A 26149-nucleotide genomic window follows, 5' to 3' on the forward strand; every position below is an offset into this window, starting at 1 on the left:
CATAGGGAGGCGGGCCAGTGTCATGCGAGCGTAAACCAGCACTGGCATTCTCTGCCCAAACCCAGGCACAGGAGCGCTACGTTATGAACGAATACGAAGAAGCCTTGCTGGAGCAAGCCGCCGACGCCTACGAAACTGCAGACGTCGAGGACGATGCCGAGGAGCTTTAACGCGCCGGTGGGCCGGCGTGTGTCACCTGCACGCTCAGGCGCGGGGTAGCCAGGTCCAGCCCGGCTTCGTCCAGGGTACGCTTGAGCAGCAGGTTGAAGGCCCGGGAGATTTCCCACTGCTTCAGCGGCGCGGTCTTGAAGCGCGCCCTTAGCACCGCCGAGCCAGACTCGAAGCTTTCAACCCCCTGAAATTCCAGCGGCGACCAGATTTCACGGCGCAGCAGCGGGTCGCTGTGCATCTTCTGGCCCACGTCCCGCATCAGCTTGATCGCATCGTCTATGCCTACCGTATAGGGAATGGCCACGCGGAAAATCGCGTAGCCGAACTCCCGCGAGTAGTTCTTGATGCTCTTGATCTCGCTGAACGGAATGGTGTGCACGATGCCGTCGATGTCCCGCAGGCGCACCGTACGAATCGTCAAGCCTTCCACCGTGCCCAGGTGGCCGCCCAGGTCCACGTAGTCATCGATGGCGAGGGAGTCCTCCACGATGATGAACAGCCCGGTGATCAGGTCCGCCACCAGCGATTGGGCGCCGAAACCGATCGCCAGGCCGATCACACCGGCACCGGCCAGCAGAGGCGTGACGTTCACGCCCATGTTGGCCAGGGCCACGATCCCGGCAATCACGAAAATGGCCACGAACAGCACGTTGCGAATCAACGGCATCATGGTTTGCGCGCGGGCGTTCGCCAGGCCTTTGCGAGAGCGTGCCAGGCCAAGATGAATGGCGGTGTCGGCCAGGATCCACACCAGCCAGGCGAACATCAATGTGCCGGTAAGGCCGAACAGCCGAAGGCTGAAGTCATGACCACTGCCTTCGGTAAAGCGGATAAGCGACAGCCCCCACACCCTCAGGCCCAGCTCGAGAAACACCATCCACACAAAGATGTGCACCAAGGTGTAGAAGAAGCTTTTCAGCCGCTCGGCGTACGCTTCCTGACGGCGGGGCCGGTGGCTGGGCTTTTGCGCCTGGCGGCTGACCAGCCCGTTGATCACCATGCACACCACCAGCAGCACCGTGCACAGCAACGATTGGCGCAGCGCCGTGCTGGTGTCACCGGCGGAGATAAAGGTGCCTACCAGCGACACGCCTACCAGCACCAGCGCCGGCAGGTACCAGTAAGTACCCAGCACCTCCAGGGTGTCGGTCATCGCCCGTTTGTGCAGGCGCCTGTCCAGTGGCTGATTGCAGATCAAATGCGCGATCGGGCGGCGGAAACGCAGAATGAACAACCCACTGAACAGCGCGGCCAGCACATTGGCCAGGGCGGCTGCGGTGTGGGCCAGGTGCGGGCCCAGGCCGGCGACCAGCCGAGGATCGCTCAGCGCCTCGCCAAACGCGGCGAAGCTGCCGATCAGCCACATTGGCCGGAAGGCGCGACGCCGCAGGATGTACAGCGCGCGGTGCCGATGCGGCCCATCGAGCAGGGAGAATGCGATAACGCAGATCGCCGCGAAACAGGTACCGACCACCAGTGCGTAGGCCACCACCAGCGCCAGGTCCTTGCCCAGCGACGATGGCACGGCATAGCCGATGCCAAGCGTGAGCCCGAGCGCCACCAGCCAGGGGCCGATCTTGCGCAGGGCGAACCGCAGCAGGTCCCAGGTGCTGGGATGCTGGGGTAGCTCTTCGGTCAGGCCGAAGCGTTCGCGCATGCGCTGGCTGAGCCAGTTCAGCAAAGAAGCCAGCAGCGCCCAGGCCAGGATCGTGGCCATGAACACCAGCGCTACGGTGCCTTGATCCACAACGGTGCTTGCACGGTCCAGCAGTTCAGTGCGGGCCAGGGTAAGTTCTTCCAGCCACTGGCTCAGCGGGCTGTCTTCGCCGGCGAATTGCCGCTCCAGCGCTCGCACCGTACCGCCCAGCAGGCCGACCACGCCTTCTTCCTGGGCGGGCTTGGCCTTGTGGCTGGCTTCACGCAGTTGTTTGAGATCGCTCAGCAGCCGGGCGCGCTGCGCGTCGTTCTCCAAGGTAGCAATCACCTGGTCCAGCGACTGGTCGAGGTTTTCGGCGGGTGCCTCGCTTTTGGCCGAGCCGCCCAGCAGGCTTGGCAGCCCGCTCGCCTGTGCCGGCAGCGCAACAGCTATCACGCACCACAGCAGCCAGCCAAGGGCCCGCGCCCAGCGGCGGGAAGGCCCCTGTATCGCCGTGATCACGGCAGCGCTCGGGCAGCATAGAAGGCGCCCAGCACCTTCACCAGGTGGGCCAGGTCATGGCTGCCGGCCAGCTCGCGGATGGAATGCATGGCGAACGTCGGCAGGCCGATGTCCACGGTGCGTACACCCAGGCGGCTTGCGGTGATTGGCCCGATGGTGGAGCCGCAGCCCATGTCGCTTCGCACCACAAAGCTCTGCACAGGCACTTCCTCGGCCATGCACAAGTGGCGGAAGAAGCCAGCGGTCTCGCTGTTGGTGGCGTAGCGCTGGTTGCTGTTGACCTTGATCACCGGCCCGGCATTGAGCTTGGGGCCATGGTTGCCGTCGTGCTTGTCGGCATAGTTGGGGTGCACGCCGTGTGCGTTGTCGGCCGACACCAGCAAGGAACGCTGGATGGCTCGCACATACTCGTCGCCCTCGGGCAGCAATCGCTGGAGGGTTTGCTCCAGCAGCGGGCCGTCAGCGCCACAGGCGGAGCTGGAGCCCACCTCTTCATGGTCAGTGCAGATCAGCACGCAGGTTTCATCCCCTTCGGCCCGCAGCAAGGCTTGCAGGCCGGCGAAGCAGGACAGCAGGTTGTCCAGGCGAGCGCCAGCGATGAACTCGCCGTTCAAGCCGATCACTGCGGCAGGCTGGGTGTCGTAGAAGCTCAACTCGTAGTCGAGCACCACGTCGGCATTCACGTCGTGCTCGCGGGCCAACTGCTCGGTGAGCAGGGCGCGAAAATCGAAGCGATCACCGCCGGCTACCTGGGCCAGGATCGGCGGCAGTTCGTTCTGTGCATTGATCGCCCAGCCTTCGTTGGCGGTGCGGTTGAGGTGAATCGCCAGGCTGGGGATTACCGCGATAGGCAGGCGGAAGTCCACCAGCTGGCTGGCCACGCGGCCGTCCTGGCGGAAGGTGACACGCCCGGCGAGCGAGAGGTCGCGGTCGAACCAGGGCGCCAGCAGCGCACCGCCATAGACTTCCACGCCCAGCTGCAGGAAACCCTGACGTTGCAGCTCCGGCTGCGGCTTCACCCGCAGGCACGGGCTGTCGGTGTGGGCACCTACCAGGCGAAGGCCTTCGGTAACCGGGGATTCCTTGCCCAGGCGGATGGCGATGATCGACGAGTCGTTACGGGTGAGGTAGTAGCGCCCACCCGGAGTGGTGTTCCAGCGCTCGCGTTCGTCAAGCCGTTGATAGCCGGCGGCTTCGAGGCGTTTGGCGAGGGTGGCGGTGGCGTGGAAAGGGGTGGGCGAGGCCTTGAGGAATTCGATCAGGCCTTGGTTCAAAGTGTCGCGCATCAGGGTACTCCAGGCAGCAATGCCGCGAGTCTAGCGCATTCGTCTGGTGAATGGTTTCAATGCACCATGAAGCTTAAAACGGTGCCGGGCACTCGAAACGCACGCGCTCACCGGTGACCGGGTGGCTGAAGGCAAGCATGCTGGCATGCAGGCACAGCCGAGGGGCAGCTTGCAGTGCCGCGTCGTGAGCATAGAGGCGGTCCCCCAGCAGTGGATGGCCGATGCTCAGCATGTGCACACGCAACTGATGGGAGCGGCCAGTGACCGGCGTGAGCTCAACGCGGCAAACGTCGCCATTGCGCTCCAGCACACGCCAGAAGGTGAGCGCGTGCTTGCCCAGCTCATGATCCACCACATGCCGGGGCTTGGTGGGCGGGTCGTAGCGCAAGGGGAGGTCGATGCTGCCGCTGTCCAGCGCGGGCTGGCCCCAGCAAAGCGCGGTGTAGGCCTTTTCCGTTTCCCGGTCATGGAACTGACGGGACAGCTCGCGGTGGCTGTCCGGATTGCGCGCCAGCAGAATGATCCCCGAGGTTTCCCAATCCAGCCGGTGGACGATCAACGCCTCCGGGTAGCCGTTTTCCTGCAGGCGGGTAATCAGGCAATCCTTGTTGTCGTCCGCGCGCCCAGGCACGGAGAGCAGCAGGGTCGGCTTGTCGATCACCAGAAACGAAGGGTCCTGGTGCAGGATGCGAATGTTGGACAGAGGCATTGCGGGAGTGCTCTTGGAACGCACATGGCGGCTTGCAGGGAAGCCACCACATGGGGAACCCGGGCCGCTTCAGCGGTCGGGCAGGGTGATGTTGAGTTCGAGGATCGAACAGCTGCCCTGGTTTTCCAGAGCCACGTGCACGTCGTCGTTGTCGATGCTGACGTATTTGCGGATTACTTCCACCAGCTCTTTCTGCAAGGCAGGCAGGTAGTCGGGGGTAGCCCGCTGGCCGCGCTCGTGCGCCACGATAATCTGCAGACGCTCCTTCGCGACCGAAGCGGTGCTGCCTTTCTTGCGGTCGCGAAAGAAGTCGAAAATATTCATTCACGGCCTCCAAACAGGCGCTGTAGCCAGCCCTTTTTCTGCACGTCGAGGAAGCGATGGGCGACTTCCTTGCCCAGCAGGCGGTCTACCGCGTCGCTGTAGGCCTGGCCCGCATCGCTTTGTTCGTCGAGAATCACCGGCACGCCCTGGTTGGACGCCTTGAGTACCGCCTGGGATTCGGGAATCACGCCCAGCAGGCGAATGGCGAGGATTTCTTCCACGTCTTCGACACCGAGCATTTCGCCTTTGCTCACGCGCTCCGGGTTGTAGCGGGTGAGCAGCAAGTGTTCCTTGATCGGGTCTTCGCCGATTTCGGCGCGGCGCGACTTGCTGGCCAGCAGGCCCAGCATGCGGTCCGAGTCTCGTACCGAGGACACTTCCGGGTTGGTGACCACGATGGCTTCGTCGGCGAAGTACATGGCCAGGCTGGCGCCCTTCTCGATACCGGCCGGGGAGTCGCAGATCACGTACTCGAAGTCCTGCTTGAGTTCGTTGAGTACCTTTTCCACGCCATCCTGGGTAAGGGCATCCTTGTCGCGGGTCTGGCTGGCGGCGAGTACATACAGGTTCTCGAGCCGCTTGTCCTTGATCAGTGCCTGCTTGAGCGTTGCTTCGTTGTTTACCACGTTCACGAAGTCGTACACCACGCGACGCTCGCAGCCCATGATCAGGTCGAGGTTACGCAGGCCGACGTCGAAGTCGACGATAACGGTTTTGTGGCCGCGCAATGCCAGGCCGGTGCCGATGGCTGCGCTGGTGGTGGTCTTGCCCACACCACCCTTGCCGGAAGTAACCACGAGAATCTTGGCCAAGGTGTATCACCCCTAAAGAAAAAGGACGTTGAGTCCTCGAAAACGTGAAGATGAAGATCGAATGCTTATGAATGTGCGTAACCTGGCGAAAACGCCGCCGACCGAACACGTTACGCATAAAATGGCGGCAGTATCCGTTAAAGACGGGTGATGTTCAACACATCGGCAGTGAGGCTGATCTGTACCGCGTTGCCCCAGAGAGGGTCCCGCCTGAGGTCTTCGGCGACCTTGTACTGCCCCGCGATGGACACCAGCTCCGCGCCCAGATGCTGGCAAAAGATACGAGCTCGCGTGTCGCCCTTGATCCCTGCCAGGGCACGGCCGCGCATGGGGCCGTACACATGGATGTTGCCATCGGCCAGAAGTTCCGCACCCGAGCTTACCGAGGACACGATCACCAGGTCCCCGCCTTGGGCGTAGATCTGCTGCCCACCCCGTATGGGCGTGGTGATCACCCGCGTGGGTTGGATGACGGGTGCTGGCGGCGTTTCGATCACGGGCGCAGGCGGCTCCACAGCCACCTTGCGCTCTTCGGGCAGTTCCACCGGGCGCTCGCGGGCGTTCGACGGCGGCAGTACCGGCAGGTCGATGGCGATCGCAGCGGCAATGTCTTCGATGCGCGCGGCGCGGATGGCCAGTGTGCGCAAGCCATGGTGGCGGCATACGCGCATCAGCCCGGGAAGGTCGATGGGCCCCCCATCGGCCGGCAGCTTGTCGAGCGCCAGCACCAACGGCGTATTGCTGAAGAAATTCGGCGCCTGGGCAACCTTGGCGGCCAATTGGCGGTCAAGGCCTTCGAGGTCATTGCGAGCCAACTCCAGCACGGTGATGGCGAGCATGCTGCCCTTCAGTTGAAATACGGCTTCCTGCTGCTGAGGTTCAGTTTGGCTCATGGTCGGCAAATGTCGCCTTGTCGCGAAAAGTGCCGTGACTTATAGCGAGAACGCTTGCCAGCCGCAAGCCGCGCGCAACCCATGTAGAATGCGCGGCTTTGCCTTTGCCCGGAAATACCCATGCAACGACCGCAGTTTCGCCGCGCCTTCCTTCATCCCCGCTACTGGCCCCTGTGGCTGGGGCTCGGGCTGCTGTGGCTTACGGTGCAGCTGCCCTATCCGGCCTTGCTGCGCCTGGGGGGCGCGCTGGGCCGGCTGATGGGGTATTTCGCCACGGATCGGCGCCTGATCGCTGCGCGTAACCTGGAGTTGTGTTTCCCCGAGCTCCCCGCCAAAGAGCGTGAGCGGCTACTCAAGGAAAACTTCCGCTCAACGGGCATCGCCTTCTTCGAAATGGCGATGAGCTGGTGGTGGCCGGCACCCCGGTTAGCGCGGCTGGCACACATCGAAGGGCTGGAGCACCTGCGCGAAGCACAAGCGGCGGGGGAGGGCGCGATCCTGATGGCGGCGCACTTCACCACATTGGAAATCGGCGCGGCGCTGCTGGGCCAGCATCACACCATCGACGGCATGTACCGCGAACATGGCAATGCGCTGTTCGACTACATTCAGCGGCGTGGCCGCGAGCGGCATAACCTCGACGCCCTGGCGGTGGAACGCGAGGATGTACGCGGCATGATGAAACTGCTGCGCAAGGGCCGCGCCATCTGGTATGCGCCCGATCAGGATTACGGCGCCAAGCAGAGCGTGTTCGTGCCGCTGTTCGGCATCCCCGCGGCCACGGTAACGGCCACCAGCACCTTCGCCAGGCTGGGCAAGGCACGGGTGATACCTTTCACTCAAATGCGGCTGGCTGATGGCAGTGGATACCGGCTGGTGGTACACCCGCCGCTGGACAACTTCCCCGCCGAGACGGTGGAAGAAGATTGCCTGCGGATCAACCAATGGGTAGAAGAGGCGATCCGCGCCTGCCCCGAGCAATACCTGTGGGCGCACCGCCGATTCAAGTCACGCCCGGAAGGCGCGCCCAGGTTGTACCCCAAGCGCAAGGGCTGATCAGGCGGTAAGGCGGTTAGCATGAAAATCGCGAACCGCCTGTTCGATTTCTTCCCGGCTGTTCATCACGAACGGGCCGTATTGCACGATGGGCTCGTTCAGTGGCTTGCCGGCGATCAACAGCAGGCGGCAACCGTTCGCGCTGCTCAGGCGTAATTCGCCTTGCTCGCTCAACCGCGCCAGCCGCCCGGCTTCGACGGCCTGCGGCTGGCCCTCGACCTGCGCCTGGCCTTCGTATACGTACAGCAAGGCCCGATGGCCGTCGGGTACCTTGGGGCTTACCGTCGCTCCGGCCGGCAGATGAAGGTCCAGGTACAGTGGCTCGGTGTCCGGGCGCTGCACTGCCCCAGCAAGCTGCGTCTGGCCATCGTCGAACTCACCGGCGATGGCGATCACGGTCACCCCACCTGGCGTGACCAGGCGAGGGATGCGCTCTGGCTGAATATCGTCATAGGCCGCATCGCCCAGCTTGCTCTTGGCTGGCAGGTTCAGCCACAGCTGGAAACCCCGCATGGCGCCTTCTTCCTGTTCCGGCATTTCGCTATGGATCACCCCGCGGGCGGCGGTCATCCACTGCACGCCGCCACTGCCCAGCAGGCCCACATTGCCCATATGGTCTTCATGGCGCATGCGGCCTTCGAGCATGTAGGTCACGGTTTCAAAACCGCGGTGCGGGTGGGGCGGAAAGCCCGCGATGTAGTCGTTCGGGTTTACCGAGCCGAATTCGTCGAGCATCAGGAAGGGGTCGAAACGCTCGACGCCCGGGCCACCAAACACGCGGATCAGGCGCACACCGGCGCCATCGGACGTAGGCTGGCCTACATGAACATCAAGTACTTGGCGAAGCAGGGACATGGCAAAGGCTCCATAGCGCAATGGCGCCATGATATGCCTGCCGGGTTGCTGGATGGGTGAGTCTTTTGGCGGGGAATGATCGGGGTTTTCGATTTGTTTTCGTTTGCGGCTTCGCGGGCTACGCCCGCTCCTGCTCGAGCGTGGCGAAGCCCGCGAACGATGCTTACTCGCTAACCTGAAGCTTGCGCGCTTCGGTGTACACGTAGCGGACCTTCTCGTATTCGAACGGCGAGTTCAGCTGGCCATAGCGGAAGCTGGTGGTGTAACGCCGGTCCACGCCGCGTAGCAGGAGGATTTCCGGATGGCGGCCGCTTTCCTCGGACACGTTGAGGAAGTTGATCTGCGATTCGGCCGCGAAATCGGTGATCAGGCCTGTGGTGTCACGCAGGTTGGACGGCCCGAAGATCGGCAGTACCACATAGGGCCCTTCCGGCACGCCATAGTGGCCCAGGGTTTGCCCGAAGTCTTCGTTCTGCCGAGGCAGGCCGAAGTGGGTGGCAGGGTCCCACAGGCCGGCCACGCCCAGCGTTGTGTTCATCAGCAGGCGGCCGCTGATGTCCAGCGAACGCTTGCCCTTGAGCTGCAGCATGGCGTTGAGCAGGTTGCTCACATCGCCCAGGTTGTTGAAGAAGTTGCTCACGCCTGTGCGCAGGAAGCTGGGCGTGATGTAGCGATAGCCGCGTATTACCGGCAAAAACACCCACTCATCGAAGCGGTAGTTGAAGTGGTACACGCGGCGGTTCCACGATTCCAGCGGGTCATAGACATTCAAGGCGCTGAGGGTCGAGCGTTCGAATTCCCGCTGGTCCAGGCCAGGGTTGAACCTGAGCTGCTTGAGCGGCTCCTTGAAGCCGTCCGGGTCTGTCGGGGTGCGACCGTCATCGGCCTGGGCCGCGCCTGCGCACAACAGCGCGGCAATGAGCAGGGCATGTTTAACCACGGAAGAACTCCAGAATAGCGTCGCTGTTGACACGGTAGTTGAGGTTGCCGCAATGCCCGCCGTAGGGGTAAAGGGTGAGGCGGTCGCCAAAGGTCTTGCGCAGGAAGCCGATGTCGCCGGGGCCGAGGATCACGTCGTCGGCGTTGTGCATCACGGCGATCTTGGTGCTGTTCTGGAGGTAATCCTTCAGGCCGTAAAGGCTCACCTGGTCGATCAGTTGCAGCACGCTGCCGCCGTCGGTGCGGGCGCGCCACATGGGGATTACCTGCTCGGTCATGTAGCAGTCGAAGTCGCACTGCATCGCCACGCGCATGAAGTCAGTGAGGCTGGTGCCCTCGCGGATCGGGTACTTGGGCGGGATGATCAGGCCGCGACGGTTGATCAGGTCCGAGGTAAAGGCGATGTCCGCCGCCGAGAAGCGGAACGACACACCGATCAACATTGCCATCTGCTCGTTCGAGAGGTGCTGGCGCGACTGCTGGAAGTCATACAGCAGGGCTTCGTTGAGGTCGATGTAACCTTTTTGCTGGAAGTAGCGAGTGAGCTTTTTCAGTACCAGCTCATAGAACGTGGTGCTGTTGTTGATGCCCTTCACTTCGGTCTGGGTGAGCTTGTCCAGGTTGTTGATCGAGGTGTAGAGGTTCACCGGAGGGTTGAGCAGCAGCACCTTCTTGAAGTTGAAGCTGCGGCGGGTTTCGTCCAGCTTGCTCACGAAGGCTGCGTCCAGCCCACCCAGGCTGTAACCGGTGAGGTAGTAATCGGTCACCGGCAGCTTCGGGTGCTGGGCTCGCACGCCTTGCATCACGCGGTAAAGGTCTTCGGCGTCTTCGCTGCTGATGCCTGGCGTGGCAAAGCGAGAGGCGGCGCTCATGAAGTCATAGCTGGTGGGCGAGGACAGCTGCACCACGTGGTACCCGGCCTGATAGAACAGCTTCTTCAGGTACTCGTTGAGCGTGCTGTTATAGGCCGCGCCAGTGCCTGCGATGAGGAAGATCAGCGGCGCGGCATGGTCTTGCTCGGCCAGCCGATAGCGCAGCTTTTTCACCGGCCAGAAGTTGTCCGGCAGGATGAACTCCCGCTCCGGGCGAATGTTCAACGTGTAGTCGGCCTGGTCGATATCGTCGTCCAGCGGCAGCTTGGGTCGCAGGTCGGGGGGCGTGGAGGCGATGGTGGCCTCGAACGGGTTGGTCAGCGGAAAACCGTAGCTGGCCGGGTCGATGTCCCTGGCCTGCGAGAACGCGCTCATGACAAGGCCGCCGAGCAAGGCAGCGAGGCGCAAAGTTCGAAGCATTTGGATGTTTCCTGACGACGAGATGCTGACTAGACAACCGCCGTAATGGCGAGTTGCCAACCCCCTGAAAATGTTTTTGTACGCCCGTACCGAGGCCGCGGGTGCAGCGAGACGATACACCGATTTTGCCTTGGGGATGTAGAGTATCCCTATGCTTTTGTGCGCTGATGCGCGCCTCGTTAGCCACGTTCACGGAACACCGGATGAAACGCATGAACCCACGGTATAAATTGTGCGGCGTACTGCTGCTATTGGCGGCCTGGATCGCCGTTGCCTATGGCGTGCGCTATGGGCTGATGGAGAACACTGCTTGGGTGGGGGCCTGCGCCGCAGACCCTGCGCAGATAGCCTGCCAAGCGAAGGCGGGCATGGGCTTGATGATCCACTGGAATGTGCTGCCGCTGGCCGGGCTGGTGCTGGCGCTGGGTGGATGGTTGCTGCGGGGCGCGCGTGGGCAGCTAGTGGCGCTGATGGGCCTGGTATTCGCCCTTCCGGGGTTGGTGCTGTACACCACATCATTGGCCGGGGTGGTGGTGATGCTGGCGGCATTGCGGTGCGTGCATGTGAGGCATGAACCTGTAAGACCGGGCGTAGCCCGGGAATGACTGTTTACGCTGCCCGAGGCTTGCGAATCAGCGCCCAGCCCATGATAGAGACAGTAATGGCCCACCCCCAGGCATAGGGGTTCTGCCAACCTTCCCGCACCAACTGCACAGGAATGCTCACCGCACACATGGCCGCGAGAAGGCGAGTGGCGCGCGGCGCCAATGCTGCGGGGCGCCAGAACAACAGAAGCGCCGGCACCAGCAACCCTGCCGTGGCGAAGCTTCGATAGCGGGGGTCGAACACCATCCAGATCGCTTCCACGACGGTTGCGAAGCCAGCTGCCAAGGCCAAGTGGGCGCGCCAGCTCGTCAGCAGGCTCCCCAGCCGCGAACGCCATCCGCCTCCCGCGCCCAGATGCAGTACGGCCTCGGCAAGCAGGGCCAGGCTTGTGACCCCCAGGCAAGTTGCCCAAACCCATTCGCCCAGGTAGCGCGCGCCGACTTCAGCTTGCCGCGCCCAGCACGCCAGGCTTGCACCGGCCACTGCGCCAAGCCAGGGCAGGGCCAGCGCCGCCATGCGGGCGCTTGGTCGGCCGGCCAACAAAAGGCTAAACGCCAGCACCCACACCGAGCCGCCCAGCCACAGCCGCCAGTTCGGCACATCGCTTACCGGGCCGAACAGCACGCCTTTATCTTCTCGATCGGCGTCGAGCATCCCCCAGTAGCCGCCCACAGCGCCCTCGTTGTTGCGCTTCCAGGGCTGGTCAATGGCTTCGATAAGGTTGTATTGCCAGCCAAGCCGATCGGCCAGGTGCACGAAATCCCGAATGAAACGTGCCTGGTTCACAGGGCTGGGTTCAGCGGTTTCCCGTCGCCGGCCTTCACTTGGCCAGCCGGTTTCGCCGATCATCACCGGCTTGGGTGCGAAGCGCCTGGCGAAGTCGTCATGAATGGCCTGCACATGCGACAGTGCGGTATCCACGCCATGAGGCACATCTTCCCAATAGGGCAGCAGGTGCACGGTAATGAAATCCACCTGGGGCGCCACTTGCGGGTACAGGTTCCAGTACTCCCACACGTCGGCATAGGTCACCGGCTGTTGCACCCGCGCCTTCACCTGGCGTACCAGCTCGGCCATCCGCTCGCCGGTCGCTTCCTTGCGCAGCAGCACCTCGTTGCCCACGATCACCGCGGTTACAACGTCGGGGTATGCATTGGCCGCGTGCACCAGCGCATCCACTTCCTTCTGGGTGTCTTGTGGGTTGCTGTTTACCCAAGCGCCCAGCATCAGCTTCAGGCCGTGCTTGCGCGCCAATTCCGGCAGGCTTTCCAGCCCGGTCATGGAATAGGTCCGCAGGCAGGCGAAGCGTTTGCTCAACAGCGCCAGGTCGCTTTCAAGCTGGGCCGGGCGAATCGCCAGCGGCTGGTCGAACGGCGATTGGTCCTTGCCAAAAGGCGAGTAGGAGGCGCACTGCAATCGTTGGCCTTGTGCCACCGCGTCGGTCATGGGCACGGGGCGGCCCTGGGAGTACCAGAAACCGAGCAAGGCGAAACAGGCAAAAGCGGTGGAAAGCCACCAGAGGACGCAAAGGCGGGAGTCGGTCGAACGCATGGACAGGCCGAGCTGAAAAGGGAAGCGCTGATCTTAACGTGTTCACCCTCAAGCGGGGCGGCAATTCCAGCATGCAAGTAATGGGCGAAGGCGCGGCGGTAATTGCGCTGGTGGCTAACTGCTGTCGCGGATCGCCCGTTGCAGGTCGCACCCAGAACCGGATGCAAGCGGCCACAGGCCGATGATCAGCCTGTCGGCAGCGTGCCGGCCGCGGGTGCTTCGGCGGGGGAGCTTTTAGCGTGCAAGCGCGCACCGCCGTGAGCCACGCCTACATCTTGATGGGGAGCGAACATGAAAGCGCGAACACTATGGGGAGCGGGGGCCGCACTGGTGCTGGCAATGGGCTCGGGCCTGGCCAGTGCCAAGACCGAGCTGAGCGTAGGCTATGTGGATGGCTGGTCGGACAGCGTAGCCACCACCTTCGTGGCGGCGGAGGTGATCAAACAGAAACTGGGCTACGACGTGAAACTCATGCCCGTGGCCACCGGCATCATGTGGCAGGGCATTGCCACCGGCAAGCTGGACCTGATGCTCTCGGCCTGGCTACCGGTGACCCACGGCGAGTACTGGGAAAAGAACAAGGAAAAGGTGGTCGACTACGGCCCCAACTTCAACGACGCCAAGATCGGCTTGATCGTGCCTGACTATGTGAAGGCTAAAACCCTTGCAGACCTGAAGACCGACGACAGCTTCGGCAAGAAGATCGTAGGCATCGACGCCGGCTCCGGTGTAATGCTCAAGACCGACCAGGCCATCAAGGATTACGCCCTCGACGGCTACAAGCTGCAGGCCAGTTCCGGCGCGGCCATGACCTCCGAACTGGGCCGGGCCTATGACAAGCAGCAGTCCATCGCTGTTACGGGGTGGGTGCCTCACTGGATGTTCGCCAAGTGGAAGCTGCGCTTCCTCGAAGACCCGAAAGGCGTGTATGGCGCCGCCGAACACGTGGATAGCGTGGGCAGCAAGCAACTGGACGCCAAGGCACCGGAAGTGGTGGCGTTCCTGAAGAAGTTCTCCTGGAAAGACGCCAACGAAATCGGCGAAGTAATGCTGGCCATCCAGAACGGCGGCAAGCCCGAGGCGGTGGCCAAGGCATGGGTCGAAAAGAACCCGCAACGTGTGGCTGAGTGGACCGGTAAGTAGTAAGCGCTTGATCAGGGTGGGCCAGGCCAGCCCACCCTTACGACTAAGGTCGTCTATTGTTCTGCAGTACGGGGAATACAGTGGCTAAGGTTCCACTAAAACCGTGCTGCGGAGACAAAAACAATGAACGACAGCATTTATCTCGTAATACAGAACAACCCCCGCTTCAAGGAGCTCGTTGCAAAACGCGAGCGTTTCGCCTGGATACTTTCGGCGATCATGCTCGGCCTCTACGCCGCCTTCATTTTGCTGATTGCCTACGGGCCGCGCCTGCTGGGCACGCCGGTGAGTGAAGGATCGTCTGTTACCTGGGGCATCCCGCTGGGGGTGGGGTTGATCCTCTCCGCCTTCGTGCTCACCGCTATTTACGTGCGTCGCGCCAATGGCGAATTCGACGACATGAACCGCGCGCTGCTCAAGGAGGTGCAGCAATGAGCCGTCGCCTGTTCGCGGTACTCGCCGGCGCGGCCCTTGCCCCGTCAGCCATGGCGGCCGATGCCATCGCCGGGGCGGTGCAAAAGCAACCCCTGAACGTTGCCGCCATCGCCATGTTCGTGCTGTTCGTGGCCGCCACCCTGTGCATCACCTACTGGGCGTCGAAGCGCAACCGCTCGGCGTCGGACTACTACGCAGCCGGTGGGCGCATCACGGGCTTCCAGAATGGCCTGGCGATTGCCGGCGACTATATGTCCGCGGCGTCCTTCCTGGGCATTTCGGCGCTGGTGTTCACTTCCGGCTATGACGGGCTGATCTACTCCATCGGGTTCCTGGTGGGCTGGCCGATCATCCTGTTCCTGATCGCCGAGCGGCTGCGCAACCTGGGCAAGTACACCTTCGCCGACGTAGCGTCCTATCGGCTCAAGCAGATGGAAATCCGCACCCTGTCGGCCTGTGGCTCGCTGGTGGTGGTGGCGTTCTATCTGATCGCGCAAATGGTAGGCGCAGGCAAGTTGATCCAGCTGCTGTTCGGCCTGGATTACGCCGTTGCCGTGGTGCTGGTGGGCATTCTGATGTGCATGTACGTGCTGTTCGGCGGCATGCTGGCCACCACCTGGGTGCAGATCATCAAGGCCGTGCTGTTGCTCTCCGGTGCCACCTTCATGGCATTGATGGTGATGAAGCACGTGAACTTCGACTTCAACACCCTGTTCTCCGAAGCGATCAAGGTTCACCCCAAAGGCGAGGCCATCATGAGCCCCGGCGGCCTGGTGAAAGACCCGATCTCGGCGTTCTCCCTCGGTCTGGCGCTGATGTTCGGTACCGCTGGCCTGCCGCACATCCTCATGCGCTTCTTCACCGTGAGCGATGCCAAGGAAGCCCGCAAGAGCGTGCTCTATGCCACAGGCTTTATCGGTTACTTCTACATCCTTACCTTCATCATCGGCTTTGGCGCGATCTTGCTGGTAAGCACCAACCCGGACTTCAAAGACGCTACCGGCGGCCTGCTGGGCGGCAACAACATGGCAGCGGTGCACCTGGCAAACGCCGTGGGTGGCAGCGTGTTCCTGGGCTTCATTTCGGCGGTGGCGTTTGCCACCATTCTGGCGGTGGTCGCCGGGCTTACCCTGGCCGGTGCATCGGCGGTGTCCCACGACCTGTACGCGTCGGTGCTGAAGAAAGGCAACGCCAACGAGAAGGATGAAATCCGCGTTTCGAAGATCACCACCATTGCCCTGGGCGTGCTGGCGATCGGCCTGGGCATTCTGTTCGAGAAGCAGAACATCGCGTTCATGGTGGGCCTGGCGTTCTCCATTGCCGCCAGCTGTAACTTCCCGGTGCTGCTGCTTTCCATGTACTGGAAAAAGCTCACCACCCGCGGCGCGATGATCGGTGGCTGGCTGGGGCTGATCACGGCCGTCGGCCTGATGATCCTGGGCCCGACCATCTGGGTGCAGATCCTCGGCCATGCCACGCCCATCTACCCGTACGAATACCCGGCGCTGTTCTCCATTGCCGTGGCGTTCATCGGTATCTGGTTCTTCTCCATCACGGACAAGTCCGCGGCGGGCGAAGAAGAGCGTGCGCGGTTCTACCCGCAATTCGTTCGCTCGCAAACCGGCCTGGGCGCCAGTGGGGCGGTGTCTCACTGATCAAGCCTGAGTTGCGTTGCCCTGTGTAAGCAGGGCCCTGCCGGACCATGAACCCCCGCTTTCGAGTGGGGGTTGTTTTTTTTTACGGCCGGCTGATATCAGAGGTGATGGACGCGGTTCTCGGAAGACAAACAAAAACCCCGAGGGTGGGCTGGCCACCGCTCGGGGTTCTGTTTTTTTCAGGCCGGGAAAACGCCCTCAGGCACAAGCCACTAACTGCGCAACTTGTCGACAAATCATCTCTCCGCTTTCAATCTCCGCCACGCGTAAGTCGTAGCTGGCCTGCAGGTTTACCCAGAATTCTGGCGTTGTACCCAGGCAGCGGGAAAGCCGCAGAGCTGTATCGGCTGAGATGCCCCGCCGTTCGCGAGCTATGTCATTCACAGTGGGTGCCGAGACACCGAGCGCACGAGCCAATGCCGAAGCGGAAAGCCCCATGGGCACCATGAATTCTTCTCGGAGGATTTCGCCCGGGTGAATAGGGCGCATGCCATTCTTGAACATAAAAACCTCAGTGATAATCCACAATTTCCACGTTAGCCGGGCCATTTTCGGTCCACACAAAGCATACGCGCCATTGGTCATTGATACGTATGCTGTGCTGCCCCTCGCGGTTTCCGCGCAATGCCTCCAACCGATTGCCTGGTGGCGCCCGGAGATCAACCAGTTGTGAAGCAGCGGCTACCATTTGAAGCTTGCGCGTGGCGACATTGGCGATTCCTGACCACTGCGAGGTACGTCCGGTGACGAACAGTACCTCGGTGTCCTTGCAGTTAAAGCTGACAATCATCGTTTTGACGCTTAACCCTTAACGTTAGGCGTTAATATACCCCGCGCGACCGGATTTGCAAACGACAGATCAGCTAAGCACATAGGCATGCAAACAAAAACCCCGAGGGTGGGCTGGCCACCGCTCGGGGTTTTGTTTTTTTCAGGCCAGGCCTGAGCGGGCTATATCTTCCCGAGCAGCACAAGGATCAGCAGGATGATCAGCACGGTACCGATGATACCGGACGGCCCGTAACCCCAGCTGCGCGAGTGGGGGAAGACGGGTAGACCACCGATCAGCAGCAGAATCAGAATGATGATGAGTATGGTGCCCATGGCGGATTTCCTTTTTTTGGACCCTGTGCGGCAGCTGCCGCGGTTGGGGCGGGGCATTTGCCTTCCGCTTGTTAGTACGATCCTGAAGCGCGCAAAAAGTTTGAAATACCGCCAAGCCGGTCCCGGCATTCAGCGCGCTGATGATTCTTATACAGTAGCAGGGGCGCGGCTAGGCTTGCTCCAATTGCAGCCAGGAGATGCAGCATGAGCAACCGCATGATGGTGACCGGCGCCGGGTCTGGGCTGGGCCGCGAAATCGCCCAGCGTTGGGCGCGAGAGGGATGGCAGCTGGCCCTGTGTGACCTGGATGAACGCCGGCTCGAAGAAACTCTGCGCCTGGTGCGGGCCGAAGGCGGTGACGGTTTCATCCGCCGCTGCGATGTGCGCGACTATAGCCAGCTGAGCGCCTTTGCCGAAGCCTGCGAGGCGCAACTGGGCGGGATCGACGTGCTGGTGAACAACGCCGGGGTCGCATCCGGCGGGTTCTTCGAGGAGTTGTCGCTGGAAGACTGGGACTGGCAGCTCTCGGTCAACCTGATGGGGGTGGTGAAGGGCTGCAAGGCGTTTCTGCCGCTGATCCTGCGCAGTCAGGGGCGGATCATCAACGTGGCGTCCATGGCCGCGCTGATGCAGGGCCCGGGGATGAGCAACTACAACGTGGCCAAGGCCGGCGTGGTGGCGCTGTCCGAAAGCCTGAGGGTGGAACTGCGCGGCCAGGGGGTGAAGGTCCACGTGCTGTGCCCGTCGTTCTTCCAGACCAACCTGCTCGATTCCTTCCGCGGCCCTACGCCGGAAATGAAAGCCGCCGTGGGCAAGCTGCTGGAAGGCTCGCCTATCAGCGCTGCCGACATCGCCGAATACCTCTATCAGCAGGTGGCCGAGGGCGCATTCATGATCCTGCCCCATGAAGCGGGCCGCGAAGCCTGGGCCGGTAAATGCCGGAACCCGGAGCCACTGTATGCCGAGATGGCGCACATGGCGGACCGGATGAGGGCCAAGGCCCGCGGTTGACGTATGCTGGCGGCTTCGCTCATTGACGGGGGCTGCTGTGCTCAATTACCTGTGGTTTGCCTTGGCGGCGGTGTTCGAGATCGCCGGTTGCTATGGTTTTTATCTGTGGCTGCGGCTAGGGAATAGCCCTGCCTGGGCCGTTGCCGGGTTGCTGAGCCTTACCTGCTTCGCGCTGCTGCTCACCCGCGTGGAGGCGGCCTATGCCGGCCGTGCCTACGCGGCATACGGCGGCGTGTACATCGCCACCTCGCTGGGCTGGCTGGCGTTCGTGGAGCGAAGCCGGCCGCTGCTCAGTGATTGGGTAGGGGTGGGCATCTGCCTGCTGGGTGCGAGCCTGGTGCTGTTCGGGCCCAGGTTTTCTTCCTGACATCCAATAGGAAGCATCTGTCTTGAGCAGTTTGCTTAACCCCCTATTCGCGAGTTCCGCCTTCGGCTACACCCGGCTCCTACTGGGTTCATCCTGATATGCTGAGGGAGCTTGTACCTCTGTGGGAAGTGGCGGGGCCGGCCACCCGGCGGAGCTCGCGAATGTTAGTGACAGGTACAGAACGTGCACGGATTTGCACGGAATGTTGTAGGAAAGAGTCCAATTTTCGCTCCAGAGCGCGTATTCATCCCTTGGCGCGTTGAAACGCCCGGCAATCCAAGGCAGGCTCCGGTTTCCACCCATGAAAGGACGCATACCATGCTTGTACTGACCCGAGCCGCCGGTGAGGAAATCATTATCGGCGATGACATCCGCATCAAGATCCTGTCGTCCACTGGCGGCCAAGTGAGGCTGGGTATCGCCGCGCCGCGCTCCGTGGAGGTTCACCGGGCCGAGATCTACAAGCGGTTAGTGCTCGAGCGCAACGAGCGCCTGGCCGCTGCCGGGCGCTGAGGCCGGTCAATCCTCCAGCAATTCCTTGGGGATATCGTGGCGCGCCAACAGCTGGCACTGCTGGCTGTCGGCATCGAACAGGATGAACGCCTGGCCCTTGGCCAAGGCTTGGCGAACCCGCAGCACGCGGGTTTGCAGAGGGGTTTCGTCGCCGTTATCGGTCCCGTCCCGGGTCACGAAGTCTTCGATCAGCCGATTCAGGGTGTCCGGAGCGAGTTGGTCGTAAGGAATCAGCACAGCATTGCACCGTTGAAAATGATGGTGCCTAGCTTACCGCAACCGCCAGGCGCCATCGCGTTGTAACGACCGCTGTCCGTTGAGCAGTCACTTGCCGATGATTTCGTCCACGGCCGGCACGCGGGTGTCATTCGCCATATGGGCCTCATGTTCGATCTGCTTGCTGAACTTGGTCAGCGAGGCATTCGCCGGGTCGGCATCACTGGCAAACACGGGCGGGCTGAGGATATAAGCGGCGAGCAGGCGGCTGAGCCCGGCCAGGCTGTCGATATGGGTACGCTCGTAGCCATGGGTGGCATCACAGCCAAAGGCCAACAGGGCCGCGCGAACGTCATGGCCAGCGGTGACCGCCGAGTGGGCATCGCTGTAGTAGTAGCGGAAAAGGTCACGGCGTACCGGCAGCGCGTGGTCCTGCGCCAGGCGCAACAGGTGGCGCGACAGGTGATAGTCATAGGGGCCGCTGGAATCCTGCATGGCCACGCTCACCGCGTGCTCGCTCGAATGCTGGCCCGGCGCGACCGGCGCAATATCGACTCCCACGAATTCGCTCACGTCCCACGGCAGTGCTCCTGCCGCGCCGGAGCCTGTTTCCTCAGTGATGGTGAATATCGGATGGCAGTCGATCTGCGGTTCTACCCCGCTGTCCACGATCGCCTTCAATGCCGCCAGCACCGCAGCCACGCCAGCCTTGTCATCCAGATGGCGCGCACTGATGTGGCCGCTGTCAGTGAACTCCGGCAGCGGGTCGAACGCCACGAAGTCGCCGATGTTCACGCCCAGCGCCTCGGCATCTGCGCGGGTGGCGGAGTACGCGTCCAGGCGTAGCTCCACATGGTCCCAGGTGATCGGCATCTGGTCGATGGCGGTATTGAAAGCGTGCCCGGAAGCCATCAAGGGCAACACGCTGCCGCGCACGATCCCGTTGTCGGTGAATACGCTCACCCGGCTGCCTTCGGCGAACCGGCTGGACCAGCAGCCTACCGGCGCAAGGCCCAGGCGGCCGTTGTCCTGGATCACCCGCACGATGGCCCCTATGGTGTCCAAGTGGGAGGAAATGGCCCGGTCGGGCGAGCTGTGCTTGCCCTTGAGGGTGGCGCGCAGGGTGCCGCGGCGGGTGAGTTCGTACGGAATACCCAGCCCCTCGAGGCACTCGGCAACGTAACGCACGATGGTGTCGGTGAAGCCGGTGGGGCTGGGAATCGCCAGCATTTCCAGCAGCACTTTGCGCAGATAATTCATATCCGGTTCGGGGATTTTCGACATCTGTTCTCTCCTCGGAGGATACGCAAGGGCCGCTTGCAGGCCTTGGCGGGCGCTGCAAGGGCAAGGTGGCGCCCGCAGCCACGGGCGCGCGTCGTCAGCGCGCAGGCTGTATATGTGGGAACAGCAAATCCACGAAGCGTTCCGCGGTAGGGCGGGGCTCATGGTTGGCCAGGCCAACCCGCTCATTGGCCTCGATGAACACATACTCAGGCTGATCGGCGGCCGGCACCAGCAGGTCCAGGCCCACCACAGGGATGTCCAGGGCGCGCGCCGCATTGATTGCCGCCTCGCGAAGCACTGGGTGAAGGATGTCAGTCACATCCTCCAGGTGCCCGCCGGTATGCAGGTTGGCTGTCTTGCGCACCGCCAAGGTTTCGCCCTTGGGCAACACGCTGGTGTACTCATACCCGGCGGCCTGGACGGTGCGCTCGGTCTCCCGGTCCAGCGGAATCCGACTTTCTCCGCCTGTGGCAGCCTGTCGGCGGCGGCTTTGCGCTTCGATCAGCTCGCGGATGTTGTGCTGACCGTCGCCGACGATCTGGGCAGGGCGCCGGATCGCGGCGGCGACCACATCAAAGCCGATCACCACAATGCGCAGGTCGGCGCCTTCATGGAAGCTCTCCAGCAACACGTGACTGTCGAACTGGCGGGCAGCCTCGATAGCGGCCTGCACATCTTCGAGGGTGCGCAGGTCCACCGCCACGCCCATGCCTTGCTCGCCATCGAGCGGCTTGACCACAATGCGGCCGTGCTCTTCGAGGAAGTCCTGGTTGTCGTCCGCGCTGCCGGCCAGTTGTTGCGCGGGCAATGACAGGCCCGCCGCCGCCAGCACCTTGTGGGTGAGGCTCTTGTCCTGGCACAGCATCACGCTGATAGAACTGGTGAGGTCGGAAAGGGACTCTCGGCAACGAATCCGCCGGCCGCCATGGCTGAGGGTGAACAGCCCATGCTCGGCATCGTCCACATGTACATCGATACCGCGGCGGTAAGCCTCGTCGACGATGATGCGCGCATAGGGGTTCAGGTCCGCAGCCGGCCCCGGGCCTAAAAACAGCTTCTGATTGATGCTGTTCTTGCACTTCACCGCGAAGGTAGGCAGCGTGCGGAAGCCCAGTTTGGCGTAGAGGTTCTTGGCCAGGCGGTTATCGTGCATCACCGACAGGTCCATGAAATTCAGGCCCCGGCCCATGAAGTGCTCTACCAGGTGGCGCACCAGCACTTCGCCCACGCCAGGGCGGGTGCAGCGGGGGTCTACGGCCAGGCACCACAGGCTGCTGCCGCCTTCCGGGTCCTGGAAAGCGGTGCGATGGTTCAGGCCCATCACACTGCCGATCACGCTGCCGTCGGTTTCATCCTCGGCCAGCCAGTACACCGGCCCGCCCTGGTGGCGGGGCGTGAGCAGCGCCGGGTCCACCGGCAGCATGCGGCGCTTGCGGTACAACTGGTTGATCGCTTCCCAGTCGTGCTCGGTGCAGGCGCGGCGGATGCGAAACCCACGAAACACCCGCTGCGCCGGGCGGTAATCGTTGAACCACAGCCGCAGGGTGTCGGACGGGTCGAGGAACAGCTGTTGCGGGGCCTGGGCCAATACTTGCTGGGGCGCCGCCACGTACAGCGCGATGTCGCGTTCACCCGGGCGCTCTTGCAGCAGTTCGGTCGCCAGCTCCTGGGGCGACGGCCAGGTGTGCCCCATCAGCAAACGGCCCCAGCCGCAGTGCAAGGGGCGAGGGCTGTCGGCCAACGGCACGCCGTCTTCGGCACACATGGCCTGCAGGCGTTCATAGGACGGTGGCTGGCCGCGTTGCAGGCGCTGGCTGACGGAGTGTGGATGGGCTTTCATAACTTAGATTCCTTGTTCACTGAGCCACAGGTTCAGCGCCGCCAACTGCCACAACTTGGAACCGTGCAGTGGGGTCAACTGGCCGTGTGGGTCGGTCAGCAGGGCATCGATGCGGGTAGGGTTGAACAGGCCACGGTCGTGGCTGCTGTCCATCAGCAGGTCGCGCACCCAACCCAGGGTCGCGCCTTCCAGGTGCTTCAGGCCGGGCACCGGGAAGTAGCCCTTCTTGCGGTCGATCACTTCGCTGGGGATCACCCGCCGCGCGGCCTCCTTGAGTACGTGTTTGCCGCCGCCTGGCAGTTTGAACTGGCCAGGAATGCGCGCGGACAGCTCCACCAGCCGGTAATCAAGGAACGGCGTGCGTGCTTCCAGGCCCCAGGCCATGGTCATGTTGTCCACCCGCTTGACCGGGTCGTCCACCAGCATCACGGTGCTGTCCAGGCGCAGCGCCTTGTCCACGGCGGCATCGGCGCCCGGCATGGCGAAGTGCTCGCGAACGAAGTCACCCGCGGCGTCGTGGTCCAGGCGCCAGCGCGGCTGCACGGTGTCGGCGTACTCGGCGTAGTCGCGGTCGAAGAAGGCCTTGCGATACGCGGCATACGGGTCGCTGGCGCCATCTACTTGCGGGTACCAGTGATAGCCGGCGAACAGCTCATCCGCACCTTGGCCGCTCTGTACCACTTTGCAGTGTTTGGCGACCTCGCGAGACAACAGATAGAAGGCGATACAGTCGTGGCTTACCATCGGTTCGCTCATGGCGCGGAAGGCGGCCGGCAACTGATCGAGGATCTCCCCCTCGGCGATGCGCAGCTGATGATGCTTGGTGCCGTAATGGCGGGCGATCAGGTCCGAATATTCGAATTCGTTGCCCCGCTCGCCGCCCGCATCGTCAAAACCGATCGAGAAGGTGGAGAGGTCCTCCACGCCCACCTCGCGCAGCAGGCCAACCAGCATGCTGGAGTCCACGCCGCCGGAGAGCAGCACGCCGACGTCCACCGCGGCGCGCTGGCGGATGGCCACGGCTTCACGGGTGGCATCCAATACGCGGTCCACCCAGCCTTCAAGGTTCAGGCTGCTTTCTTCCGCCGAGGGGCCATAAGGCAGCGTCCACCACACCTTCTCCTCGGTGGTACCGTCGGCGTCAATCCGCATCCAGGTGGCCGCTGGCAACTTCTGCACATTGGCGAGAATGGTGCGAGGCGCGGGTACCACGGCATGGAAGTTCAGGTAGTGGTTGAGGCCGACCGGGTCCAGCATCGGGTCGATATCGCCGCCTTTGAGCAGGGCGGGCAGGGCGGAGGCGAAGCGCAAGCGGCTGCCGTTGCGGGTCAGGTATAACGGCTTCACACCCAGGCGGTCGCGGGCCAGGAACAGGCGCTGGTTGTCCCGCTCCCACACGGCGAAGGCGAACATGCCGTTGAGCTTGGGCAGCATGGCCTCGCCCCAGGCGTGATAGCCCTTGAGCAGCACCTCGGTGTCGCCGTCGGAGTAGAAGCTGTAGCCAAGCGCTTCCAGCTCTTTGCGCAGCTCTGGGTAGTTGTAGATGGCGCCGTTGAAGGCCAGCGCCAGGCCCAGCTGGCCGTCGACCATCGGCTGCGCGGAGCAGTCGGACAGGTCCATGATTTTCAGGCGACGGTGGCCGAAGGCAATCGGCCCCTGGCTATGAAAACCCCACGCATCCGGGCCGCGCGGGGCGAGGTGGTGGGTGATGCGCTCAATGGCGCCGAGGTCGGCCGGCTGGCGGTCGAAACGAAACTCTCCTGCGATTCCACACATGTAGCTTGAACCTTTGCTATAGGTTTTCGCGCTACTGGGGACGTGCGGGCGATGCGCCTGGAAAACGAAAAATCAGACACAAGCCAGATCGCGCACGGCGTATTCAGCCAGTAGCGCAGGGGCCCTGCGGCGGCGTCACGCTGGCAGGGGCTTGGCTTGTTGGAGGGCCGGAGGCATCGGATCGTTCCGTTCGCCTTGCCCCTGTAGCAGCCGGCCTTGGCCGCGACGGGGTACTTAAGAACGGCTACCGTCCGGCCCCCAGGGCTTGAAGCCCCTGCCGCCAAGCCTCCAGCGCATCGAGTTCCATCGGCCGCGCCAAATAGAAGCCTTGCACTTCATGGCACCCCGCGCGGCGCAGTATTTCCAGCGTGTCGGCGGATTCGATGCCTTCGGCCACGATGCGATAGCCCAGGCGCAGGCCCAGGCCGATCAGGGTTTCCACCAGGCGGCGGTCGCGGTCGTCGTTGCCGATGTTGCAGATCAGCGAGCGGTCCAGCTTTACCGCTGTGGCAGGCAGCTGACGCAGGTAGGTCCAGTTGCTGTAGCCGGTACCGAAGTCGTCGATGGCCACGTCGATACCGATCAGCCGCAGCCGCTCAAGCTGCTCGCGAACCAGTTCGGGGCTCTGGCACAAGGCGCTTTCAGTGAATTCCAGTTCCAGCAATTCGGGCGGCAAGCCGCTTTCGGCTAGCAGGGCGAGGAGGGCATCGGTGAACTGGCTACCATCCAGGTCTTCAGCCGATACGTTGACCGATACCTTCAGGCTTTGGCCAAGGCGGTGCCATTGGCTGGCTTGTTCCACGGCCTGGCGGACCACCCAGAGGCTGAGCGGGCGGATCATCGACGTGCGCTCGGCGAGCGGAATGAATTCGGCCGGGCTTACCGCGCCGAGGAACGGGTGTTCCCAACGCAGCAGGGCTTCCACTGAAAGCATGTCGCCGGTATTGGCGTCGAACCGTGGCTGGTACGCCAGGCGCAGTTGCTCAGGGCTTTGCATGGCTTCTGCCAGCGCGCTCAGTAACATGAACGCGCGTTGCTGAGCACGCCCCAGCCCGGGCTGGTACCAACACCAGCCCTGGCCCTTGGTGCGGGCATCGTCCGAAGCGCTCACCACCATGCGCAGCCAGTCCGGCAGGCTGGCCTGGGCGGCGGTGAGTTCAATGGCGCCGATACCGATTTGCGTCTGGATCGGGATGCCGGCGCACATCAGTGGCCGCTTGAACCGCTGCACCACGTCAGCGAACAGCGTATCGGCGTCGGCGCCGCGGTGGCTGTCCAGGAAGAAACCGAAGCGGGTCTGGCTGACCCGGTAGATGGCCGTGTGCGCGGGCAGCACCGCGGCCAGCTCATCGCGCATGGCGAGCATCAGGTCCTGGGAGAACTGATACCCCAGCGCTTTAACGATGTCGTTGAGCATCTGCGGCGACACCATGTCGATGGCCACCAGCGACTGCGCTGCCTGGCCGCGACGGCTGATGATGTCTTGCTCCAGCCGGGCCCGGTTGAGCATGCCGGTTTGCGGGTCGTGGAAGTTCAAGGCGCGCGATGTGGCAATTCGTTGCATCACCAACGCGGCGAAGCGGCGGAGTGCGGCCTCTTCACGTGGCGTAAGCGGAGGGCGTGGCTGGGTGTCGATCACGCAGAGGCTGCCCAGGCCCAGCCCGTCTTCGGTAATCAGCGGCATCCCGGCGTAAAACCGGATGCCCGGCGTACCGGTAACCAAGGGATTTTGGCAAAAGCGTTCGTCCAGGTGTGAATCCGGTACAACGAACAACTCGTCCGAGAGGATCGCGTAGGTGCAGAAAGACACATCCCGCGGGGTCCCCTGCGCGCAAATTCCGCGGCTGGCCTTGAACCACTGCCGGTGCTCTTCGAGGATCGAGATCAGGGCGATAGGCGCGTTGAAGTAATCCTGCACCAGCTCGACGATGTCTTCGAATACCGGGTCCTGCGTGCCCTCGAGCAGGCAGAGCTCCGCTACACGACGCAGGCGGGCTGCTTCGTTGATCGGCATCGGCGGTGGCTGGATCATCAGGTATTTTCCGCTGCGGGCGAGGGGATTGGGTCTGTGATATCAGAATGCCCTCTCATGCTACAGCGTATCGGCCGCGTTAGCCTATCCTGCAGGTGCCATCGGTCGGAGGCAGGGCCGG

General features: G+C 62.9%; 27 protein-coding genes. 9 read left to right on the forward strand and 18 right to left on the reverse strand.

Annotated features, from left to right (window positions below; translation table 11 throughout):
• The first annotated feature begins 17 nt into the window (after positions 1-17).
• Positions 18-170, forward strand: a complete 153-nt coding sequence (locus G7016_RS03985) for a hypothetical protein (protein WP_181111540.1) — start codon at positions 18-20, stop codon at positions 168-170.
• On the opposite strand, the gene G7016_RS03990 is transcribed toward G7016_RS03985, so the two are convergent.
• The 6 genes from G7016_RS03990 to minC all read right to left on the reverse strand — a co-directional run bounded on the left by G7016_RS03990 (position 167) and on the right by minC (position 6353).
• Positions 167-2263: a mechanosensitive ion channel family protein gene (locus G7016_RS03990; RefSeq protein WP_375139209.1), complete on the reverse strand. Its 2097-nt coding sequence runs from the start codon at positions 2261-2263 to the stop codon at positions 167-169. The two genes, G7016_RS03985 and G7016_RS03990, sit on opposite strands and share 4 nt — an antisense overlap.
• A gap of 62 nt (positions 2264-2325) precedes the next feature.
• Positions 2326-3615, reverse strand: a complete 1290-nt coding sequence (locus G7016_RS03995) for a M18 family aminopeptidase (protein WP_181111541.1) — start codon at positions 3613-3615, stop codon at positions 2326-2328.
• A gap of 73 nt (positions 3616-3688) precedes the next feature.
• Positions 3689-4324: an RluA family pseudouridine synthase gene (locus G7016_RS04000; protein WP_181111542.1), complete on the reverse strand. Its 636-nt coding sequence runs from the start codon at positions 4322-4324 to the stop codon at positions 3689-3691.
• Between the two features lie 69 nt (positions 4325-4393).
• Positions 4394-4648: a cell division topological specificity factor MinE gene (gene minE / locus G7016_RS04005; protein ID WP_181111543.1), complete on the reverse strand. Its 255-nt coding sequence runs from the start codon at positions 4646-4648 to the stop codon at positions 4394-4396.
• The gene (gene minD / locus G7016_RS04010; RefSeq protein ID WP_181111544.1) at positions 4645-5460 is read right to left on the reverse strand and encodes a septum site-determining protein MinD; all 816 of its coding nucleotides are present in this window, start codon (positions 5458-5460) and stop codon (positions 4645-4647) included. The genes minE and minD overlap by 4 nt, the downstream gene beginning before the upstream one ends.
• A gap of 137 nt (positions 5461-5597) precedes the next feature.
• The gene (minC, locus tag G7016_RS04015; RefSeq protein ID WP_181111545.1) at positions 5598-6353 is read right to left on the reverse strand and encodes a septum site-determining protein MinC; all 756 of its coding nucleotides are present in this window, start codon (positions 6351-6353) and stop codon (positions 5598-5600) included.
• Between the two features lie 120 nt (positions 6354-6473).
• On the opposite strand from minC, the gene G7016_RS04020 reads away from it, so the two are divergent.
• Complete coding sequence (locus G7016_RS04020; protein WP_181111546.1) at positions 6474-7409, forward strand: lipid A biosynthesis lauroyl acyltransferase; 936 nt, start codon at positions 6474-6476, stop codon at positions 7407-7409.
• Here the strand turns inward: G7016_RS04020 and G7016_RS04025 are convergent, their stop codons facing one another.
• From G7016_RS04025 to G7016_RS04035, 3 genes are all read right to left on the reverse strand, one after another.
• On the reverse strand, positions 7410-8264 hold the full coding sequence (locus tag G7016_RS04025; RefSeq protein WP_181111547.1) for a pirin family protein: 855 nt from the start codon (positions 8262-8264) through the stop codon (positions 7410-7412).
• Positions 8265-8427: 163 nt separating this feature from the next.
• Entirely contained in the window at positions 8428-9204 is a 777-nt protein-coding gene (locus G7016_RS04030) for an MlaA family lipoprotein (RefSeq protein WP_181111548.1), read from the reverse strand.
• On the reverse strand, positions 9197-10495 hold the full coding sequence (locus G7016_RS04035) for a serine/threonine protein kinase (RefSeq protein WP_181111549.1): 1299 nt from the start codon (positions 10493-10495) through the stop codon (positions 9197-9199). The genes G7016_RS04030 and G7016_RS04035 overlap by 8 nt, the downstream gene beginning before the upstream one ends.
• Positions 10496-10698: 203 nt before the next feature.
• Between G7016_RS04035 and G7016_RS04040 the strand changes: the two genes are divergently transcribed.
• Complete coding sequence (locus G7016_RS04040; protein WP_181111550.1) at positions 10699-11100, forward strand: hypothetical protein; 402 nt, start codon at positions 10699-10701, stop codon at positions 11098-11100.
• 4 nt (positions 11101-11104) lie between these two features.
• Here the strand turns inward: G7016_RS04040 and G7016_RS04045 are convergent, their stop codons facing one another.
• Positions 11105-12652 carry a glycoside hydrolase family 17 protein gene (locus G7016_RS04045; RefSeq protein WP_181111551.1) on the reverse strand — a complete coding sequence of 516 codons (1548 nt, stop codon included), beginning with the start codon at positions 12650-12652 and terminating at the stop codon, positions 11105-11107.
• 291 nt (positions 12653-12943) lie between these two features.
• Here G7016_RS04045 and G7016_RS04050 point away from each other — a divergent pair, with 291 nt between their 5' ends.
• The 3 genes from G7016_RS04050 (at position 12944) to G7016_RS04060 (ending at position 15885) form a co-directional block, all read left to right on the forward strand.
• Positions 12944-13795 carry a glycine betaine ABC transporter substrate-binding protein gene (locus tag G7016_RS04050; protein ID WP_181111552.1) on the forward strand — a complete coding sequence of 284 codons (852 nt, stop codon included), beginning with the start codon at positions 12944-12946 and terminating at the stop codon, positions 13793-13795.
• A gap of 123 nt (positions 13796-13918) precedes the next feature.
• The gene (locus G7016_RS04055; protein ID WP_181111553.1) at positions 13919-14230 is read left to right on the forward strand and encodes a DUF485 domain-containing protein; all 312 of its coding nucleotides are present in this window, start codon (positions 13919-13921) and stop codon (positions 14228-14230) included.
• Positions 14227-15885, forward strand: coding sequence for a cation acetate symporter (locus tag G7016_RS04060; RefSeq protein ID WP_181111554.1), 1659 nt, complete (start codon positions 14227-14229; stop codon positions 15883-15885). Before G7016_RS04055 ends, G7016_RS04060 begins: the two co-directional genes overlap by 4 nt.
• 198 nt (positions 15886-16083) lie before the next feature.
• On the opposite strand, the gene G7016_RS04065 is transcribed toward G7016_RS04060, so the two are convergent.
• From G7016_RS04065 to G7016_RS04075, 3 genes are all read right to left on the reverse strand, one after another.
• Complete coding sequence (locus G7016_RS04065; protein ID WP_181111555.1) at positions 16084-16389, reverse strand: HigA family addiction module antitoxin; 306 nt, start codon at positions 16387-16389, stop codon at positions 16084-16086.
• A 7-nt stretch (positions 16390-16396) separates the two neighbouring features.
• Positions 16397-16675, reverse strand: a complete 279-nt coding sequence (locus G7016_RS04070; RefSeq protein WP_181111556.1) for a type II toxin-antitoxin system RelE/ParE family toxin — start codon at positions 16673-16675, stop codon at positions 16397-16399.
• 161 nt (positions 16676-16836) lie between these two features.
• The gene (locus G7016_RS04075; protein WP_040262120.1) at positions 16837-16989 is read right to left on the reverse strand and encodes a DUF3309 family protein; all 153 of its coding nucleotides are present in this window, start codon (positions 16987-16989) and stop codon (positions 16837-16839) included.
• Between the two features lie 204 nt (positions 16990-17193).
• Here G7016_RS04075 and G7016_RS04080 point away from each other — a divergent pair, with 204 nt between their 5' ends.
• The 3 genes from G7016_RS04080 (at position 17194) to csrA (ending at position 18880) form a co-directional block, all read left to right on the forward strand.
• Positions 17194-18000, forward strand: a complete 807-nt coding sequence (locus tag G7016_RS04080) for an SDR family oxidoreductase (protein ID WP_181111557.1) — start codon at positions 17194-17196, stop codon at positions 17998-18000.
• 37 nt (positions 18001-18037) lie between these two features.
• Positions 18038-18367 (forward strand): YnfA family protein, encoded by a 330-nt coding sequence (locus G7016_RS04085; protein WP_181111558.1) that lies wholly within the window; start codon positions 18038-18040, stop codon positions 18365-18367.
• Between the two features lie 318 nt (positions 18368-18685).
• Positions 18686-18880, forward strand: a complete 195-nt coding sequence (gene csrA, locus G7016_RS04090; RefSeq protein WP_181111559.1) for a carbon storage regulator CsrA — start codon at positions 18686-18688, stop codon at positions 18878-18880.
• Between the two features lie 6 nt (positions 18881-18886).
• Here the strand turns inward: csrA and G7016_RS04095 are convergent, their stop codons facing one another.
• From G7016_RS04095 to G7016_RS04115, 5 genes are all read right to left on the reverse strand, one after another.
• Positions 18887-19117, reverse strand: coding sequence for a YheU family protein (locus tag G7016_RS04095; protein ID WP_181111560.1), 231 nt, complete (start codon positions 19115-19117; stop codon positions 18887-18889).
• 87 nt (positions 19118-19204) lie between these two features.
• Positions 19205-20380 carry an osmoprotectant NAGGN system M42 family peptidase gene (locus G7016_RS04100; protein ID WP_181111561.1) on the reverse strand — a complete coding sequence of 392 codons (1176 nt, stop codon included), beginning with the start codon at positions 20378-20380 and terminating at the stop codon, positions 19205-19207.
• A gap of 94 nt (positions 20381-20474) precedes the next feature.
• Entirely contained in the window at positions 20475-22220 is a 1746-nt protein-coding gene (ngg, locus tag G7016_RS04105; RefSeq protein WP_181111562.1) for an N-acetylglutaminylglutamine synthetase, read from the reverse strand.
• 3 nt (positions 22221-22223) lie between these two features.
• On the reverse strand, positions 22224-23996 hold the full coding sequence (locus tag G7016_RS04110) for an N-acetylglutaminylglutamine amidotransferase (protein WP_181111563.1): 1773 nt from the start codon (positions 23994-23996) through the stop codon (positions 22224-22226).
• A gap of 244 nt (positions 23997-24240) precedes the next feature.
• Complete coding sequence (locus G7016_RS04115) at positions 24241-26028, reverse strand: sensor domain-containing phosphodiesterase (RefSeq protein ID WP_181111564.1); 1788 nt, start codon at positions 26026-26028, stop codon at positions 24241-24243.
• Positions 26029-26149 lie beyond the last annotated feature (121 nt).

Origin of the sequence: Pseudomonas japonica, from assembly GCF_013522925.1 — a bacterium.
GTDB lineage: Bacteria > Pseudomonadota > Gammaproteobacteria > Pseudomonadales > Pseudomonadaceae > Aquipseudomonas > Aquipseudomonas japonica_A.

Bases quoted from the DNA above. Each gene is read 5' to 3' on its own strand.
- csrA (WP_181111559.1), top strand. From the start codon at position 18,686: ATGCTTGTACTGACCCGAGCCGCCGGTGAGGAAATCATTATCGGCGAT.
- G7016_RS04075 (WP_040262120.1), bottom strand. From the start codon at position 16,989: ATGGGCACCATACTCATCATCATTCTGATTCTGCTGCTGATCGGTGGT.
- G7016_RS04050 (WP_181111552.1), top strand. From the start codon at position 12,944: ATGAAAGCGCGAACACTATGGGGAGCGGGGGCCGCACTGGTGCTGGCA.
- G7016_RS04020 (WP_181111546.1), top strand. From the start codon at position 6,474: ATGCAACGACCGCAGTTTCGCCGCGCCTTCCTTCATCCCCGCTACTGG.
- minC (WP_181111545.1), bottom strand. From the start codon at position 6,353: ATGAGCCAAACTGAACCTCAGCAGCAGGAAGCCGTATTTCAACTGAAG.
- G7016_RS04110 (WP_181111563.1), bottom strand. From the start codon at position 23,996: ATGTGTGGAATCGCAGGAGAGTTTCGTTTCGACCGCCAGCCGGCCGAC.
- ngg (WP_181111562.1), bottom strand. From the start codon at position 22,220: ATGAAAGCCCATCCACACTCCGTCAGCCAGCGCCTGCAACGCGGCCAG.
- G7016_RS04100 (WP_181111561.1), bottom strand. From the start codon at position 20,380: ATGTCGAAAATCCCCGAACCGGATATGAATTATCTGCGCAAAGTGCTG.
- G7016_RS04035 (WP_181111549.1), bottom strand. From the start codon at position 10,495: ATGCTTCGAACTTTGCGCCTCGCTGCCTTGCTCGGCGGCCTTGTCATG.
- G7016_RS04045 (WP_181111551.1), bottom strand. From the start codon at position 12,652: ATGCGTTCGACCGACTCCCGCCTTTGCGTCCTCTGGTGGCTTTCCACC.
- G7016_RS04040 (WP_181111550.1), top strand. From the start codon at position 10,699: ATGAAACGCATGAACCCACGGTATAAATTGTGCGGCGTACTGCTGCTA.
- G7016_RS04060 (WP_181111554.1), top strand. From the start codon at position 14,227: ATGAGCCGTCGCCTGTTCGCGGTACTCGCCGGCGCGGCCCTTGCCCCG.
- minE (WP_181111543.1), bottom strand. From the start codon at position 4,648: ATGAATATTTTCGACTTCTTTCGCGACCGCAAGAAAGGCAGCACCGCT.
- G7016_RS04070 (WP_181111556.1), bottom strand. From the start codon at position 16,675: ATGATTGTCAGCTTTAACTGCAAGGACACCGAGGTACTGTTCGTCACC.
- G7016_RS04055 (WP_181111553.1), top strand. From the start codon at position 13,919: ATGAACGACAGCATTTATCTCGTAATACAGAACAACCCCCGCTTCAAG.
- G7016_RS04080 (WP_181111557.1), top strand. From the start codon at position 17,194: ATGAGCAACCGCATGATGGTGACCGGCGCCGGGTCTGGGCTGGGCCGC.
- G7016_RS04065 (WP_181111555.1), bottom strand. From the start codon at position 16,389: ATGTTCAAGAATGGCATGCGCCCTATTCACCCGGGCGAAATCCTCCGA.
- G7016_RS04025 (WP_181111547.1), bottom strand. From the start codon at position 8,264: ATGTCCCTGCTTCGCCAAGTACTTGATGTTCATGTAGGCCAGCCTACG.
- G7016_RS04115 (WP_181111564.1), bottom strand. From the start codon at position 26,028: ATGATCCAGCCACCGCCGATGCCGATCAACGAAGCAGCCCGCCTGCGT.
- G7016_RS03995 (WP_181111541.1), bottom strand. From the start codon at position 3,615: ATGCGCGACACTTTGAACCAAGGCCTGATCGAATTCCTCAAGGCCTCG.
- G7016_RS04000 (WP_181111542.1), bottom strand. From the start codon at position 4,324: ATGCCTCTGTCCAACATTCGCATCCTGCACCAGGACCCTTCGTTTCTG.